The sequence below is a fragment of the Psychrobacter pacificensis genome, assembly GCF_018336615.1.
Taxonomy (GTDB): Bacteria; Pseudomonadota; Gammaproteobacteria; order Pseudomonadales; family Moraxellaceae; genus Psychrobacter; species Psychrobacter pacificensis.
Genome location: NZ_CP048752.1, coordinates 195127 through 212266, shown reverse-complemented (window position 1 = coordinate 212266; position 17140 = coordinate 195127). Strand labels below are relative to the sequence as shown.

Sequence of the window (17140 nt, the reverse complement as noted above, 5' to 3'; positions counted from 1 at the left end):
AACAAACGAAAAAACACGACGTCTATGAAACGCCACCGTTTAAAAAATCATAAAGTAAATCTTACTAGATAGACGATGATAAAAACCCTCAATCATCAAAAAATGCTTGAGCAATCATTTATCTAGCAACCAGAGTCATTACGATCGACAGTAGCAGCAATTTATAAGCAAAACAATCATTTATACGAGAAATGCTGCTTTGGTTAATAAGTAACTCACATGCTACTACACTATCTAAGCTAATCTGTTCGAGCCCATAGCCATTTAAAACTTTTAACTGATAATCGTGCTATCTGATTGTGCCGTGTCTAACTGAGCAACCAATCGACTGAAATGCTCACCGCGAGCCGCATAACCACTGTATTGATCAAAACTGGCACAGGCAGGTGACAACAATACCGCTTGCACTTGCGATAGGCTGCTGGCAGTGACTTGCTGAATAGTGACAAAGGCGTTTTCTAATGTTTGGCATTGATGCAATGCCACATCGTCGCTTAATTTCGTTGCGCGTAAATGCTGCTCAATCTGCTTGCCATCCTCACCAATAAACAGCACTTGGCTGACATACTGATTGATAAAGGGCGTCAACTCGCCAAACTGCTGACCTTTACCTTGCCCGCCCAAAATCAATAATAGCTTACCATCTTTTGGTGCATAGACCGCGCCTAGCCCTTCGATAGCAGCCATGGTCGAGCCAATATTGGTGCCTTTAGAATCATCAAAATAGTCGATATTAGCAAAGCTCCCTATATACTGGCAGCGATGCTCAAGACCTGTGAATTGCTGTAACGTTTCGAGCATACTCTCAAGGGGCAAACCTGCAAGCTCACCGAGCGCTAAAGCTGCTTGCGCGTTTAGCAGATTATGACGTCCTTTCATCAACAGTTTGTCTGCGGACAGTAACCTTTCTGTACCACGCGCAATAAATGTTTGACCTTCCCCATCTGTTATCAGGCCGTACTGTCCTTTGTCAGGCGCATGGATGCCAGTACTGATCCTTGGCAGATTGTCTGCAACCAATGGACGGGTGAGTGCATCCTCACGGTTGATGACGACGGACTTAGCGCCTTGGAAAATACGATGTTTGGCCTGATGGTAGCCCAGCATATCACCATGGCGATCGAGATGATCTGGTGACATATTGAGGACAGTGGCAACCTTTGCCCCCAAATTTGTGACGGTTTCTAGTTGAAAGCTAGATAGTTCTAGCACCGCCAGCTCCATGTTCGTATTATCCAGCAAAGTGAGTGCTGGTATCCCTATGTTGCCGCCTACACCCACATTGATACCAGCGTCTGCTGCCATTTGCCCAACTAAGGTGGTCACGGTGCTTTTGGCATTGGAGCCTGTGATCGCCACGATCGGCACCGTACAAGCCTCACAAAAAAGCTGAATGTCGCTGACGACGGGAATATTTGCGTGACGAGCTGCTGCAATGGCAGGTGTGTCAAGCGAGATACCAGGACTGATAATAATGCGGGCAGCTTGCTGCAATAATTCTGCGTCAATGGTACCAAACTGACGAACCTCAATCTCATCTGGCAATTGTGCTGCCAGTGTAGGCGCGACCTGTGCATCTGTTACCGCCACTTGATAGCCTTGTTTGGCAAGATAATGCGCGACCGATAACCCAGACTGTCCCAAACCAACCACGACCTGTAGACCATTACCCTTGTGGATCAAGGTTTCTGTTGCGTTATGAGCGGTCATATCTATTCCTTCTATTGAACGAGCGAGATGTCATCAAGCACACTGATGCGGATAGCGACTCCAAATGACACCGTCGAGATGACAAGCATCATAACGGTATCGTTCAGATTTCGGTACTGATTTTTTATGTGTTTGTGCTATTATTCGCCTATTTTTATATTCAGTGGCTAATGCTATAATAGCTAACTTAATTGATGCGTGACACTGCTATATGATAAAGCAGTTCACCCAAGCATTTTAGTTTATCATGTTGTCACATTAATCGCGCTATTGTCACGTCTCTTTAGCAATGATTCATGTGTTACAACGAGATGTCAGACCCGCATTCTTTTCTGGCAGATTATTGATTACCCTCTACTGCAGCAAGTGATTGCTGATTCTATGTCTTACGATAGGTCTTTTTTATAGCCTATTTTAAGCAATCTGGTTCAAACCATATTTTAGGTAGTTTTATTGCTCTTATCATCTTTTTGAATATTGATGAGCGTATTTGTGATACCAAAAAAATCAGTAGACATACTTATGATTGACCTTTCACATTCCAACACGGCAACATGACCTGTGCATGTTGACGTAAAAGAAAAATGAATAGCTATTTTTAGTGACACGATCATTTTATAAATGAGTAATGATTACTTTTTTTGCCTCTAACCCTATGTAGTTTACTTATGATATCTTTTGTTGATAACTTGCGTGACGAGTGGTTCTCCAACGTTCGCGGTGACGTTTTATCGGGCTTGGTTGTCGCCTTGGCGCTTATTCCAGAAGCCATTGCTTTCTCTATTATCGCAGGTGTGGATCCAAAAGTCGGCCTATATGCCTCATTCTGTATCGCTGTGGTGATCAGTTTTGTCGGTGGTCGTCCAGGTATGATTTCGGCAGCAACGGGTGCTATGGCCTTAGTCATGGTTGATTTGGTTGCCGATCATGGTTTGCGGTATTTACTGGCTGCGACCTTATTGTGCGGCGTCATTCAGGTCGTCATGGGCATCCTAAAGCTTGGTAATTTGATGCGCTTTGTCTCGCGCTCAGTCGTCATTGGCTTTGTCAACGCACTGGCAATATTGATATTCGCCGCCCAGTTACCAGAATTAAATCCCATGACTGAGCGTGTCGGTATGACGGTATATATCATGACAGCTGTGGGTTTGGCAATTATTTATCTGTTTCCACTTATCCCTAAAATAGGCCGTGTGATTCCCTCTCCATTGATTTGTATCGTTGGTTTGACAGCGGTCGCCATGTATATGAATCTTGATATTCGTAACGTCGGTAACATGGGTGATTTGCCAGATTCGTTGCCTGTGTTTTTATTGCCTGATATTCCATTGAACCTAAATACATTGTTGATTATTGCTCCTTATTCTATTGCGCTTGCCATTGTGGGTTTATTAGAGTCTATGATGACTGCGACGATTGTCGATGAGCTGACCGATACGCCAAGTGATAAGAACAAAGAATGCCGTGGTCAAGGCATAGCTAACGTGGTGTCAGGTTTCTTCGGTGGTATGGCAGGCTGTGCGATGATTGGTCAGTCAATGATTAATGTAAAATCCGGTGGACGCACGCGCCTTTCTACCTTGATCGCAGGTGTAGTACTGCTTATCATGGTGGTGTTTTTGAGTGAATGGGTCAGCCAAATCCCAATGGCAGCCCTCGTTGCTGTCATGATTATGGTATCGATTGGCACGTTTAACTGGCAATCTATTCGCGAATTCAAAACCCATCCGATGTCATTCAATATAGTGATGCTAGCGACGGTATTGACCACTGTCTTTACGCACAACTTAGCTTATGGCGTTGGTGTTGGCGTGTTGCTATCTGCCTTAGCATTTGCCAATAAGATTGGTCAGTTCTTAACCATATTCAGTGAGTACGATGATAGTAGCAATACCCGTTATTATTATGTTCAAGGACAGGTATTCTTTGCCTCTACGACACAGTTTTTGAATAGCTTTGATACCAAAGAAGCGGTAGACAGCATTCAAATTGACGTCAGCAATGCACATTTTTGGGACATCAGTGCTGTTGATACCTTGGACAAGCTGGTCATGCGCTTGCAACGTGAAGGTATTAATGTCAAAGTGGTAGGACTCAACAATGCGAGTCGAACACTGATTGACCGCTTCTCTATTCACGATCGCCGAGATATTGGCTTATTAGATTAAGCAAATCTACGTCTAACTTGTCATTGATGTATGGCAAGGTTGTATGGCAAGGTTTTGTGAATCGATGGATAAATAGACAGCTGCGTTGGTCAAAAGAGTTGGGTATGTACGTGATGCCTTAGCCCTACGCTGAGTGGCTGATTTTGATGATTAGAATGATGTGGCCGTTTTATGAGTAACTTAAAACCAGATAGTGTCATTGCTTGCTTGGACTGTCCTGATCATGTTCAAGCTGTATTAGAGGCCAGCATGTGGGCTTCTATTCGCTTGCGCGCGCCTGTAGGACTGCTACATTCAGTCCCAAGCTTACAGCAAAAAGCTGCAATCAATTATTCTGGTTGTCTCAATATCGATGATGAAAATGCCTTGCTTGAGCAGTTCACAACCAAAGAGCATTTGGGCAACTGTGAACTAAAAGCACAGGGCAGACTATTACTGTCTCAAGCTACCACGTATTGCGAGCAAAAGCCTCATAAGCTTAAAACTTATACCTTGCATCGTCATGAAAACCTGAACCAGAGTATCGATTACGTCGATGACAAAGCACAATTGATCGTTATCGGTCATCATGTCACGTGCAAATCGACATTAGGACAACTGATTAGAGTCAGCCACTGCCCCATTTTGGTGACACATGCACCATTTTTGCCCCCTACTACCGCTTTGTTTGCTTTTGACAACAGTCCAACATGCCATAAGTTACTTAATTGGTTGTGTAAGACCCCGCTCGTGCGTGCCTTGACCATTCATATTGTCATGATCGGTAAAGAAACCTCTGATAACTGTGACGCCCTACGTGAAGCATACGCGAAGCTCAAGCAAGCAGGTATCAAATCTAAAAAAATATTATTAGACTGCCGTGATGTTGCGGCGGCTTTAAATTACTACCAAAACCAAAACGATATCGGCCTACTCATAACAGGCGCGTTTGGCCAATCGCGTTTACGTGAGTTGCTACAAGGCAGCGATACTAAGAAGTTATTAGGCAGCACCAAAACACCATACCTCCTTTTTCCTAAGGCTTAAGCATCGTTTTATCTACACACATAGCCTATCTATATAAGCGCAGAGCACCAATGACTCTTTTGGTCTCTGCCGCTTACCGCGACCTCTCCTCTATTTAGCTTTAATCAGCTGTCATCAAACGTTCATTTTATTACTAAACTCAAGTTAGCAAATCGTCACATGAAATAGAGGGATAGCCTCCCCAAGCACCTACAAAGTTGGTTATAATAAAGTTTTCATTAACCAAACGCTAAAGGTTGATTCGCTTTTACTATGTTTATAATGATGGCTCTCATCATTACATCGTCACCCATATACTCTGTTGCAACCGCGGTTATTTTTGAATAAATAAACCCAATTCTACCTCCCCCTTGAGTAGGTTGGCACAGTTCTTGAATAACTTATCGTAAGCAAAGCAGAGATACGACGATGCACCATAATGCCTCTATCAATCTGCGGCATCACACAAATAAGGAATTTTTTATGAAGCTAATCACTGCGATCTTAAAACCGTTTAAGCTCGACGATGTGCGTGAAGCGCTTTCTGACATCGGTGTTAAAGGTGTTACCGTCACTGAAGTCAAAGGTTTCGGTCGTCAAAAAGGTCACACAGAGCTCTATCGCGGCGCAGAATACGTGGTGGACTTTTTACCTAAGGTAAAAGTCGAAGTCGCTGTGATCGACGAGATGGTCGAACCTGCTATTGAAGCAATCACTCGTATCGCTAGCACTGGCAAGATTGGTGACGGCAAAATCTTCGTCACTGCGCTTGAGCAAGTCATTCGTATCCGTACGGGCGAAACCGGACCTGATGCTATCTAGATTTGAGGCCATATCTATAAACATCGATTTATAGAGAAAGGCTCTTACTGCATTTTTATCTATCGGTCATACCGATATCTATATTGTAAATTCAAGGGGAATTTAAATGGAAAGTCAAATCTTTGAGCTCCAGTATGCGCTCGATACGTTTTACTTTTTGATCTGTGGGGCATTGGTCATGTGGATGGCAGCTGGCTTCACTATGCTAGAGGCCGGATTGGTCCGATCAAAAAATACGGTCGAAATCTTAACTAAGAATGTCGCGCTATTTGCGACCGCCTGTACTATGTACATGATATGCGGCTACGCTATTATGTATGGTGGCGATCTGTTCTTGAGCGGAATTGCAGGCGGCGACACCTTGGTAGAAGACGCGTTAGCAGCCTCTGCCGAAAATGGCTTTAGTGGTGACTCTGTCTACTCTGCAGCCTCAGATTTTTTCTTCCAAGTAGTCTTTGTAGCGACTTGTATGTCAATCGTTTCAGGTGCTGTTGCTGAGCGTATGAAGCTATGGGCTTTCTTATTATTTGCTGTTGTCATGACTGGTGTTATCTATCCATTAGAAGGCAGTTGGACTTGGGGCGGCAACGATGTCTTTGGGTTATTTAACCTAGGTGACATGGGTTTCTCTGACTTTGCAGGCTCTGGTATCGTCCATATGGCGGGCGCTGCTGCTGCTCTAGCAGGTGTATTACTCCTAGGACCCCGTAAAGGTAAATACGGTCCTAAAGGTGAGATACGTGCGATTCCTGGCGCCAATCTTCCACTTGCGGCGCTTGGTACATTGATCCTATGGATGGGTTGGTTCGGTTTCAACGGTGGTTCAGTACTCAAGCTTGGCGATATCGCCAGTGCCAACTCTGTTGCCATGGTATTCTTGAACACCAATGCTGCTGCTGCTGGCGGTGCTGTGGGTGCTCTGATAATCGCTCGTATCATCTTTGGTAAAGCGGATCTAACCATGCTCCTAAACGGTGCATTAGCCGGCCTAGTCGCCATTACTGCAGAGCCATCAACCCCTTCTGCGCTACAAGCCACTCTTTTCGGTGTTGCCGCTGGTGTCATCGTCGTATTATCAATCTTAGCGTTAGATAAAATCAAAATTGATGATCCAGTGGGTGCAATCTCAGTTCATGGCGTGGTTGGTCTGTTTGGTCTACTAATCGTACCAATTACCAACCCAGCATCTACCTTCATCGGTCAGATTGCAGGCGCTGCGACCATCTTTGTTTGGGTATTTGTTGCAAGCTTCATCGTTTGGGTCATCATCAAAGCTGTCATCGGTATCCGTATCTCTGAAGAGGATGAATATGAAGGTGCTGATATTGCAGAGTGTGGTATGGAAGCTTATCCAGAATTTATCAGATAAGACCTCTTAATAGTCTAAACCCTATCGTTCGATACGCTGATACTACTTACCGTAGTGTCAGCGTTTATTATTTTATTGAGTAACCTCCCCTTACTGACACAATAAAATGTAAAACATAAAAAATCCCGCAGTACCTTTCGGTAGTGCGGGATTTTATCTATTAAGTACAGATCTGATAAAAAACTACTTGATCGACTTATTTCTTTTTCCACTCTTGGCTACGAGAGAATGGACCAATATAGCCTCTTAGCTTCAAAGTATTACCACTTAGATTTGCCGTCATACGATAATCTTTGCCTTTTTCAGGATCAGTAATCGTACCACCGCTGTATTTACCGCCACCATCAGATTTTAGACCTCTAATAATGGTCGTGCCTATATGCTTTTTGCCTTTGGCTGAGTTAGTAGCAATAAGCGTACCTGTCAGTACCCCATTTGACTCAGTAATTTTTACCGTACCTTTTGGCTTGCCTTCATCATATGTCTGCCAAGTCGTATTGGCTAATGGGTCAGCAGCAAATGCCATACTAGCAATACCAATACCAGCAACGGCTAACGTGGTTTTTGTAAATAACTTCATAGATTGACTCCCTTCATACAATGATTGCTCGAAACATTATGTTTCTGATCTCCTATGCTTATCCTTTGCTAGAATCTTTTATTACAAGCTTTGCGATTCCCTACTTATAAAGCGTAGGTTATCGATATTGCTCATAACTCTTTGTCAAAGATTTTGAGCGACATAAGCGATGTCTTGACTCATTATAATCAATTTTCCGACTTTGCCTAGTAATTTTTTTATACTTTATTATTTCTATAAAATAAAACCATATCAAAGACTTACAAGAAGGGATTGTCGATATCTTTGCCCAATTGGTCATCATTTTCCTTTGACTTATCATCATTATTATTATAAAGGTTTTTACTTTCAAATATGTTTATGACCCGACTCATTAGCTCATGCAATTGCTGAGCGTGTTCATATCCGGATGCATCCAAAGTCAGGTCAATATCACCATAGATGATGATTTTGTCCTTTTGGTTTTCAATAACAAGATCACCAACCTGCATGCTTTGGTGATCATTGGCGAATGGGTCAATCATGTGTGTATCCTTATGGTGTATTTAAAACTCAAAAAGTATTCTACGTTTTGCTCTATGCCTTTAACTGCGCAAGTAACCACTCCAAAATAGCCCAGACGAATAGCATCCAATCCGGCTCCTGAGCTGACGCATCAGTTGTGTCTGAACTCTCACCTGCCTTCAATGGCAAATCCAATGCTTCTCGCTTGGTTTGAATGTCCAACATCGGCAAGACATCGATACCGGTTTCAGCGGTCAGCTCATCGATACTAATAACATCAATGCGTTCAGATTCGTCATTTGGTGCGTAATATACCCCTGCCTGATTGGTCGCGGGTATATACACTGCTTTGAAAAAATGGCTGGGTACAAGCACACGATTGGCAAGCTGCTTGGTCTTTTTATTGGTAAATGCGACGCCAGTAATGGTATAAACCTCACCGTATTGCTGGGTCAAATAGCGAGTAGCAGACTCAATATTACGCCAAATATAACGATTATTGCGCGGCGACTGCGGCGCGATATTGGCCAGACTAAAACTATCATATTGCTGGCTGCGCGTTGCCATATTGGCATTTGGTGCTAGGTGTCCGCGATCATAACCAGAACCTGAATAGTCAGACAATGACGCGCGTGCTGTTTCTGGGAGCTTGCTTTCTTCGTGAAAACTGTCTTCACGGTCGATCTGTTTGGCTTGCTGCAGACGCGCACGATCTAGATGTTCTGCTGACCACAGCGGTGTCCGTGATACACCAGAGTACATAACGGCAAAGCCATCCATGCATAGTGTTTGTGTCTTATTACTTAGCTTGGTGTTGGTAAATTCAGGATAGATACCACCATAAAAAGATTGGCTACACTGCGTGAAATTATCAGCATGTGCCTGATTAACACCTATTACAACTGTCATGACAGTCATTAGTATGCTGTGTTTAACTCCATATGTGCGCTCACGGAAACTTATCATTCAATCTTCAACCATTTATACTCATCATTGCGTATCTGCTATCCTAGCAGGCAGTTAGCAATAAAGAAAGATAGCGCGCAAGTCGTGACATTTTAAATGGTATCCGCTATACTTAGGCGTTCAAAAAACGGTGAAGTGGGTGAGTGGCTGAAACCGCACGCCTGGAAAGTGTGTATACGTTAATCGCGTATCGAGGGTTCGAATCCCTCCTTCACCGCCAATCTTATCTATTCTGAGAAACGCACTAGTTTTTCTGTACTGTCATACTCTATCCTAAATAAAATCCAGACACCTTAACAGTAAGACTGTCAGTCTGATCGTCTAATGCTGCCTAAATGGTGATTTTTATCCTATCTATCAAAAAAAACCACCAATAAAGAATATTGCTGGCTCATATCACTGCTCTATTGCTGCTAATATCTAAATCTACAGCTGTTTACTGCCTATACATCTCTTTATTGCTTCTTTTTCACTGTCACTTAGATTCATATGTAACTTGTTCAACCCCAAACTTATGCGGCAGTCTCGTCTGATTTTTTTCGTTTCAGCAGACATGACTGGTTTTGGAGTCGCGTTTACTGCTTCTGCAAAAGCAATGCTTGGTACCATCGCGTTGGCTGAGTAGCCTATTACACTGAATAAGGTGATAAATAGTACGAACAAGGTTTGTCTCATGGGCGCTCTCAGTCGATTTTTAAGATGATTATTTAGGACAGTCAATGAATATTTAACATCACTGGTTTGATTGAAAAGCACTACTTGAGATAACTAGCGCGCGCAGATGATGTTAATACTGTCTCTTATCATAGCCAGTTCCTATGTTAAGTAGCTTGATGAAAGTTTAAGAAACGTTAAGGTGTGAGCGTTTTGCATATCTGCTAAACCGTAATATCTCTTCAAATAGAGATACAAGACCAGATATATCACAACTACTAGCCAAACCATTGCACATAAAAATGACGCCTACTTAGGGCGTCATTTTTAAATAATCAGATATCACTTTTAAGAGCGGTGTCTGTAGTCGTTTTTGCTTTGTTTATCGTTTTTATATTTGCCCTGATATTTGTCTTGATGCTTTTCTTGTGCTTTATGCTTGGCAGCCACTATTTTTGCTTTTTGCTGTGATACCTTTGCCTTGTTTTTGACAACTTTATGTTTACTACCTACTTTGGCTTTAGCATCATGCTTTTGATGCTGTACTTGAGCGGCATGAGACTTTGAGTAGTCAGGTGCAGCGTTGGCTTGACCAACCATAGATAAACAAGCGGTAGCGGCTAAAATCGAACTTACTATTATCTTTTTCATTGTTTTTTCCTAATGTAATTCATATTAATAAATGATGATTAAAGATACCTTATGAAGTATCACGATAAAGCATCGCTCTATCGACAAAGAAAATGATAACTGGTTCTCGTATTAAGTAGCTTTATGAAACTTGAAGAAAGGTTGCGATTGTTACCTTTATTTGGCATATTCGTCCACTAAACTGCAGACAGTTGTATAGTTGTGCCACTGGTGTAAATAGACGGGCAGACCTAGAAGTATGTATAACGCTTTTGGTCGCTGTTGATGTGGCTGTAGCGTTTAATATTTGATGCTGAATGTTTGACACTTATATAGAAAGCGTGATTGATCTATCAGTGCTGACAGGATAAAAAATTTATGTTTGGATTATTACGTATCGTATTGATAGCGCTTGGATCCATACTCATCATTGACTGTACTGCTCTGATGGCCGTAGATAAGGTTAATTTTGGTACAGTGCTGCCTTTTTTGATAGGCGTGGTTTTTGTAGGGCATGGACTAGGTGCTCCTTTAATTATAAAAATACTTGCTAAGAATCCTTTACTGCGACGTATTTGGTACGGATTGTGGCTAGCGTTTGGGTTATGGTTCATAAGCTTTTTGCTCTTTGTTTATTCATTGCAGCAGCAGATTGCCCAGGGCAGACAAGATTTGCCACCTGTAGCAGCTATTATTATACTCGGTTCTGGGACGGTCGATGGCAAGCCGACCCCTACCTTAGCTAGTCGCTTGGATACGGCAGCAACACTGATTGAGCAGCAACCACAGGCATTGATTATTACCAGTGGCGGTATGGGCTATGAGCACACGCGCAGTGAGGCGGACATCATGGCGACTTACTTGGCGCAAACCCATGACATTCCACTAGATCGTATCTATCAAGAAGGGAAAAGTACCAGTACTGAGGAGAATTTGGCGTACAGCCAAATCATACTTGAACAGCATGGTATTGATAAAGAGGTACCGATTGCGATTGTCACCAGCGACTTTCATACCATCCGCGCAGCCGCCATTGCCCTCCATCAAGGTTATACGCAACCAATCACGCTTGCCAGCCCAACCCCACTGTCTATTCGCTACAATGCATGGTTTCGAGAGTATTTTGCCTTTGGTAGCGGTTGGCTACTACAAGAATACTGATTAGTGGATGCCGTAACAAAAATATTAAAAGGCTCTCAACTGGACGCCTTTTTTTGCAAAATATAAACCACAAACTTGGCCTCTGTATTAAATGGCGCGTGCTTACTAAGCTCCAGTAACGCTTGTCTTTTTTCACTACGTGCGCGGTAGGCATACGGGGTCATGGTCATTAAATCAGCCAAATCATCCGCTGATAATGTCATCTCTGTACTAACATGGTCAGTCCCCATCAACGTAAAGTATGGCGCCAACTCGTGTAAAAACTTATCAGAATCATGCTCACGCACATCATCGAATAAGGCATCTCGCATCGTCGCCAAGTGTCCGGCATCTGGTTTGGCAATGATTAAATAACCATCATCGGCCAATACCTCAGCGAACGCTTCAGGTAAAATAGGACTAAAAATACTGCTAATACCCGTCACACTATGAGAGCGTAACGGTAGATGCGCGGCGCTGGTCACTAGCGGATAAATCACCGTTGTTTTGGCAGCATTAGTATTATTGCGCTGATACCAAAGACGACCTGCCGCCTTACTGACTTTAGCCAATTCCACCAATGCAGGTTTGCTGATATCCGCTGCGAGTAAGTTATCAATAATACCTGAGCCAAGTTGTGCCATTGCCTGCGTGTAGTAGCCCTCGCCGCAGCCAATATCAAGCCAATTCACAGACTGAGTATCCTGCTCCTCTATGGCCTCACTTTTTGACAGTAGCGCTGCCATCTTTTGGCTAATCAGATTCTGTAACGGCCCATAGTGCCCATGGTTCAAAAATCGCTTGCGGGCATTGATAGATTCTTGACTGTCGCCAGGTGCTTTTGATTTCTTCTGCTGTACAGGCAACAGGTTGACGTAACCTTGGCGAGCCACATCAAAAGGGTGTGAGGTGTTTTTGGGGTGCAAACTACCGTCACAGCGCCACGTATCGGCTGCAGGCTGCATGGGTGACTGGCAAAGGGGACAAATAAATAAGGACACAGGTATCTCAACGTCATAGCAATATGACCCACATTTTAACAAATTTCGTGTTGCTTAGACGATAAAAAGCCACCTCAATAATCATCGAGATGGCTTCTAAGCAGGAAAGTTAGGTATGTTTGAGGCTTGTTTTTCTAACGCAGCTTCAAAGTCATTAACCCAAGGATGACGAGAATGATGGCGATAATCCAAAACCGCGTCACCACTTGCGTCTCTTTCCAGCCAATTTCTTCAAAATGATGATGTAGCGGAGCCATACGGAAAACGCGTTTTTTGCGCAATTTATAAGAGCCAACTTGCAGCATTACTGATAGCGCTTCAGCGACAAATAGACCACTCATAATGGCAAAGGCAATCTCTTGTCGCGTCATCACGGCAATCGTACCGAGCATCGCACCCAGTGCCAACGCGCCCACATCACCCATAAATACTTGTGCAGGATGCGCATTGAACCACAAAAAGCCAAGACCCGCCCCGACCATGGCGCCACAAACGATAATGACTTCAGAGTTATAGGGAATATACGGAACGTGCAAATAATCCGCAAAGCGCACATCGCCTGACACATAAGCCATCGCACCCAAGCCTGCTGCGACAAGCACTACTGGTAGGATTGCTAAGCCATCAAGGCCATCAGTTAAGTTAACCGCATTGGACGCACCATTGATCACAAAGTAGGTAAAGATAATAAAACCAATACCAAAAGGTACTGCCGAAAATGGAATCATCCAATCTTTAAAAACCGGCACCAACAGATCTTGCATCTCGTGAGTCGTATTGATATCCGGCTGTAGTGTGGCGATGTAGTATAAAGAGACGCCGACGAATAATGCGCCCATCGACAACCAAAAATATTTCTTGCGCGCAATCAGACCTTTGGGATCTTTATACTTGATTTTGAGCCAATCATCCGCCCACCCTACAGCACCGAAGATCACCATAACAACGAGCAAAATCCACACATAAGGATTGTTCAAACGTGCCCATAGCAGAGTCGATACCCCAATAGCACTGAGAATCAATACCCCGCCCATGGTTGGCGTACCGGTCTTGACCAAATGCGATTGCGGCCCATCATTGCGAATGGCCTGACCGTATTTGAGCGCACGCAGATGCTGAATGACCCGCCCGCCAAAAAACATACTAAACACAAGCGCTGTGATAACCGCAAGCAGCGCTCGCAACGTCAACGAAGAAACCGCAGAAAACGGTGTATAATACTGGCCAAGCCAGCCAAACAACCAAACTAACACCGCCTACTCCTCTACTAGCGCATGAATAAGTGTTTCCATTGTCATGGAACGCGAGCCTTTGAACAACACCGTACAAGGTTTTGCTTGGTGCGCTTGTAAATACGGCTGCAAATACTGCAATAAGCTGTCTTTGTCTGCGAATGCCTGAGCATTGATATCAGCAACCTCTTTCGCACCAGCAACGGTGGCCTTGGCATATTCGCCAACACAGAGCAGCACATCGATACCTGTGGTCGCGATAGTACGGCCGAGGCTTTGATGCTCACTAACTGCCGCCTCTCCTAGCTCGCCGATATCACCCAACACCATCACTTGCGTACCCGTTTGTGCAGCCAATACTTTGGCAGCGGCGCGTACCGAGTGTGGGTTGGCGTTATACGTATCATCAATCAGACGGTGCTTACCCAGTATCTGACTGTTCAGACGACCTTTGGCTGGACGCGCGTTTTCAAGGCCGATAACAATATCACTGACGTTGATATTTAATGCATGCGCACAGGCTGCAGCAGCCAAAGCATTATTGACATTGTGCTCGCCTGCTAATGGCAAATTGATATCATGAACCTGATTACCGATATGTAGCTTAAACTCACTACGCTCAGGCTCTACATCTAGATGGCTTGCGCTCACATCGGTATTACCAAACCCAATCACATGTGACGTGTGCTTTTCAGCAATGCGGCGTAACTGATTGGTAAAATCGTCTTTATCAGGAACAATCGCAAACTGCGCATCCGTTAAGGTGTGATAAATCTCCGCCTTGGTTTGGCAAATACCTTCACGGCTACCGAACTCACCCAGATGAGCCGTACCAATATTTAGGATACAGGCCACATCAGGGCGCACAATCTCAGTCGTATAGGCGATCTCACCAATGTGGTTGGCACCCAATTCTAAAATGGCATAGCGATGATGGTCTGATAACTCAAGCAGCATCATTGGCACACCCAAATCATTATTGAGGTTACCACGAGTAATCAATGTCGGTGCCAATCGACCAAAAATACTGCCTAGCATTTCTTTGCAGGTGGTTTTACCGCTAGAACCAGTAATCGCTATCACGGTCAGATCTTTATGCTGCTGACGACGATAGCTTGCCAACTGCCCTAACGCCAAACGGGTATCACTGACAACCAGCTGCGGAATCGCATTTGACTCAGATAAGATAGGACGAGACACAATGACAGCAATGGCACCTTTTGATGCTGCCATATCGATATAGTCATGACCATCGAAGTTCTCACCACGTAACGCCAAAAAGATATCACCAGGCTTTATCGTACGAGTGTCGGTCGCAATACGCTGACTGGCTAGGGCTGGCTGGCCTGCATCTGTATAGTCTTGTGGCAATTGCCAGTGACCATCGAGCGACGCTGTCGCCTCGAGCATATTATCCATTTGCCAGACATAAAGCCCTTGCGACTGGATGGTGTTATCGTTGTCGGCTGTCATAATGGTTACCTTATATAATGACTACTCAATTTTTATATTTAATGTTTAATTTTTTGATAATAGGGGTATCGATAATCACTCGACTATATAGGGCCCGCTTGCGCTAACGCCTGCTGCAAAATCACACTGTCATCAAAATCGTAACGGACGTTGTTAATCTCTTGATAGGTCTCATGGCCTTTACCAGCGATGACGACAATATCGTCTGGACCTGCCTGCCTGACGGCATATTCAATGGCTTTTTGGCGAGCAGGTTCTATATGTGTACGCTGATATTGCTCAGCACTCATCCCAGCCTGCATATCCTGTAAGATGGCATTAGGGTCTTCGGTACGTGGATTGTCAGCGGTCAAGACAACTTGATCAGCACCTGTGAGGCCCGCTTGCGCCATCAGTGGGCGCTTACCTGCATCACGATCGCCGCCACAACCAAACACTGCCCATAGCTGGCCTTTACAGTGAGTTTTCAGGCTCGCCAGCACTTGACTTAAGGCATCTGGCGTATGCGCATAATCAACGATAAAACAGCCATAATTTGATGGCACGCGCTGCATACGCCCAACTGCACCTTGTAGCTGCGTGACCGCAGTCGCAATGCGTCCAATATCCACATTTGAATCAGTAGCAGACTTAGTACCAGTAACAGTCGCTACTGCTGCTGCGATAGCGGCAAGCAAATTGGCAACATTAAAGCGACCGAGTAATGGACTGACAATCTCGATAATATCCGTTTTCTCATCACCAACTGTTTTATCATTAAAGTCAGTACGCAGACTTATCTTGACGCCCTGTAGACTTGGCTCGATATCAGCAGCGACAAAAGTAGCAGATGTTGCAGGCTCTAGACTGTACGTCCATACCGTCAAGTCACTAGCAGTGGCTGTATCCAACATAATCTGAGCATATTTATCATCGACGTTGATGATGGCATGGGTCAAATCTGGGAAGTGAGCTTTATCAAATAGCTTGGCTTTGGCAGACGCGTATTCTTCCATATCAGCATGATAGTCTAAGTGGTCACGACTCAGATTGGTATAAATCGCAATGCTAACTGGCACGCCTTGTAAACGCTGCTGATCCAGACCATGAGAGCTGGCCTCTAATGCCAATATTTCAGCATTCTCGGTACCCATTTGATATAAAAACTGCTGTACAGCTAAGGCGTCTCCAGTGGTATGGCTGGCTTGCACCAAAGCGCCAAGGCGACCATTACCTGCCGTACCCATCACTGCACTGCTCATGCCTGTTAATTGGGTCAGCTGTGCCACCAATTGACTGATGGTGGTTTTACCATTGGTTCCCGTGACAGCGACTACCTTTGGCAGGGTCACTGGCTGCTGATATTGCAAATATGCTTGGATTAAGCTGCCTAAGAAATCACGAATATTAGGGACGTATAAGATTGGGCACGGCAGCGCTGCTAATTGCTGCTGTGCGTTAGACTCGCCATCCATCTTCAGAGGGGTATTTGCTTCGCTAATCAAGGCAGCAGGATCCATCTCTGAGAGGATAAAAGCAGCCTTCTCAGCGGCTTGTAACAAATAATTTCGGCTCTTTTGGTAATTTGGATTGTGGCTTTTTAAAAGGATGAATACGTCATTATTGGAGAGTTGACGGCTGTCTAGTTGGAGCTGCTGAAAAGGAATATGAGCAATTGATTGAATCTGATCCGCCCCTGACTGACTCGACGCCTGTTGAACCGATGCTGCGATCATCGCGGTTAGCTGTTGCGCCAGCCTATTATCGCTAGTATCGATAAGCTGCTGTAGAGTGGCCGTCGTAACAGTGGCGCTATTTGGCGATAAGGTAGGCATGGTCATGAGCAAATCCTAAACAGTTAATACAAATCAGCCCGTAAAGAGCTGACTACTTAAAATCATTGAACG

14 protein-coding genes and 1 tRNA gene are annotated in these 17140 nt (G+C 44.3%); 6 read left to right on the top strand and 9 right to left on the bottom strand.

Features of this window, described 5'->3' with window-relative positions:
- Positions 1–273: 273 nt before the first annotated feature.
- The gene (gene murD / locus GYK50_RS00935) at positions 274–1710 is read right to left on the bottom strand and encodes a UDP-N-acetylmuramoyl-L-alanine--D-glutamate ligase (protein ID WP_093070146.1); all 1437 of its coding nucleotides are present in this window, start codon (positions 1708–1710) and stop codon (positions 274–276) included.
- Between the two features lie 668 nt (positions 1711–2378).
- Here murD and GYK50_RS00930 point away from each other — a divergent pair.
- From GYK50_RS00930 to GYK50_RS00915, 4 genes are all read left to right on the top strand, one after another.
- Entirely contained in the window at positions 2379–3878 is a 1500-nt protein-coding gene (locus tag GYK50_RS00930; RefSeq protein ID WP_093070144.1) for a SulP family inorganic anion transporter, read from the top strand.
- 171 nt (positions 3879–4049) lie between these two features.
- On the top strand, positions 4050–4904 hold the full coding sequence (locus GYK50_RS00925; RefSeq protein ID WP_093070142.1) for a universal stress protein: 855 nt from the start codon (positions 4050–4052) through the stop codon (positions 4902–4904).
- 462 nt (positions 4905–5366) lie between these two features.
- Positions 5367–5705: a P-II family nitrogen regulator gene (locus tag GYK50_RS00920; RefSeq protein WP_010197981.1), complete on the top strand. Its 339-nt coding sequence runs from the start codon at positions 5367–5369 to the stop codon at positions 5703–5705.
- Between the two features lie 106 nt (positions 5706–5811).
- Positions 5812–7074, top strand: coding sequence for an ammonium transporter (locus GYK50_RS00915; RefSeq protein WP_093070140.1), 1263 nt, complete (start codon positions 5812–5814; stop codon positions 7072–7074).
- A 196-nt stretch (positions 7075–7270) separates the two neighbouring features.
- Here the strand turns inward: GYK50_RS00915 and GYK50_RS00910 are convergent, their stop codons facing one another.
- The 3 genes from GYK50_RS00910 to GYK50_RS00900 form a co-directional block, all read right to left on the bottom strand.
- Positions 7271–7654 carry a DUF2147 domain-containing protein gene (locus GYK50_RS00910; protein WP_058023491.1) on the bottom strand — a complete coding sequence of 128 codons (384 nt, stop codon included), beginning with the start codon at positions 7652–7654 and terminating at the stop codon, positions 7271–7273.
- A gap of 260 nt (positions 7655–7914) precedes the next feature.
- A complete protein-coding gene (locus GYK50_RS00905; protein ID WP_093070137.1) occupies positions 7915–8178 on the bottom strand; it encodes a hypothetical protein in 264 nt (87 codons plus the stop codon).
- A gap of 52 nt (positions 8179–8230) precedes the next feature.
- The gene (locus tag GYK50_RS00900) at positions 8231–9067 is read right to left on the bottom strand and encodes a DNA/RNA non-specific endonuclease (protein WP_227674111.1); all 837 of its coding nucleotides are present in this window, start codon (positions 9065–9067) and stop codon (positions 8231–8233) included.
- A 186-nt stretch (positions 9068–9253) separates the two neighbouring features.
- On the opposite strand from GYK50_RS00900, the gene GYK50_RS00895 reads away from it, so the two are divergent.
- A tRNA-Ser gene (locus tag GYK50_RS00895) sits at positions 9254–9344 on the top strand.
- Positions 9345–10126: 782 nt separating this feature from the next.
- On the opposite strand, the gene GYK50_RS00890 is transcribed toward GYK50_RS00895, so the two are convergent.
- Complete coding sequence (locus tag GYK50_RS00890; protein ID WP_071002761.1) at positions 10127–10429, bottom strand: hypothetical protein; 303 nt, start codon at positions 10427–10429, stop codon at positions 10127–10129.
- Positions 10430–10786: 357 nt separating this feature from the next.
- On the opposite strand from GYK50_RS00890, the gene GYK50_RS00885 reads away from it, so the two are divergent.
- Positions 10787–11569: a YdcF family protein gene (locus GYK50_RS00885; protein ID WP_093070132.1), complete on the top strand. Its 783-nt coding sequence runs from the start codon at positions 10787–10789 to the stop codon at positions 11567–11569.
- A gap of 35 nt (positions 11570–11604) precedes the next feature.
- Here the strand turns inward: GYK50_RS00885 and GYK50_RS00880 are convergent, their stop codons facing one another.
- The 4 genes from GYK50_RS00880 to GYK50_RS00865 form a co-directional block, all read right to left on the bottom strand.
- The gene (locus GYK50_RS00880) at positions 11605–12555 is read right to left on the bottom strand and encodes a putative RNA methyltransferase (protein WP_186475411.1); all 951 of its coding nucleotides are present in this window, start codon (positions 12553–12555) and stop codon (positions 11605–11607) included.
- A gap of 128 nt (positions 12556–12683) precedes the next feature.
- Positions 12684–13802: a phospho-N-acetylmuramoyl-pentapeptide-transferase gene (gene mraY, locus GYK50_RS00875; protein WP_186474969.1), complete on the bottom strand. Its 1119-nt coding sequence runs from the start codon at positions 13800–13802 to the stop codon at positions 12684–12686.
- A gap of 3 nt (positions 13803–13805) precedes the next feature.
- A complete protein-coding gene (locus GYK50_RS00870; protein ID WP_093070127.1) occupies positions 13806–15254 on the bottom strand; it encodes a UDP-N-acetylmuramoyl-tripeptide--D-alanyl-D-alanine ligase in 1449 nt (482 codons plus the stop codon).
- An 83-nt stretch (positions 15255–15337) separates the two neighbouring features.
- Positions 15338–17074 carry a UDP-N-acetylmuramoyl-L-alanyl-D-glutamate--2,6-diaminopimelate ligase gene (locus tag GYK50_RS00865; RefSeq protein ID WP_212564090.1) on the bottom strand — a complete coding sequence of 579 codons (1737 nt, stop codon included), beginning with the start codon at positions 17072–17074 and terminating at the stop codon, positions 15338–15340.
- Positions 17075–17140 lie beyond the last annotated feature (66 nt).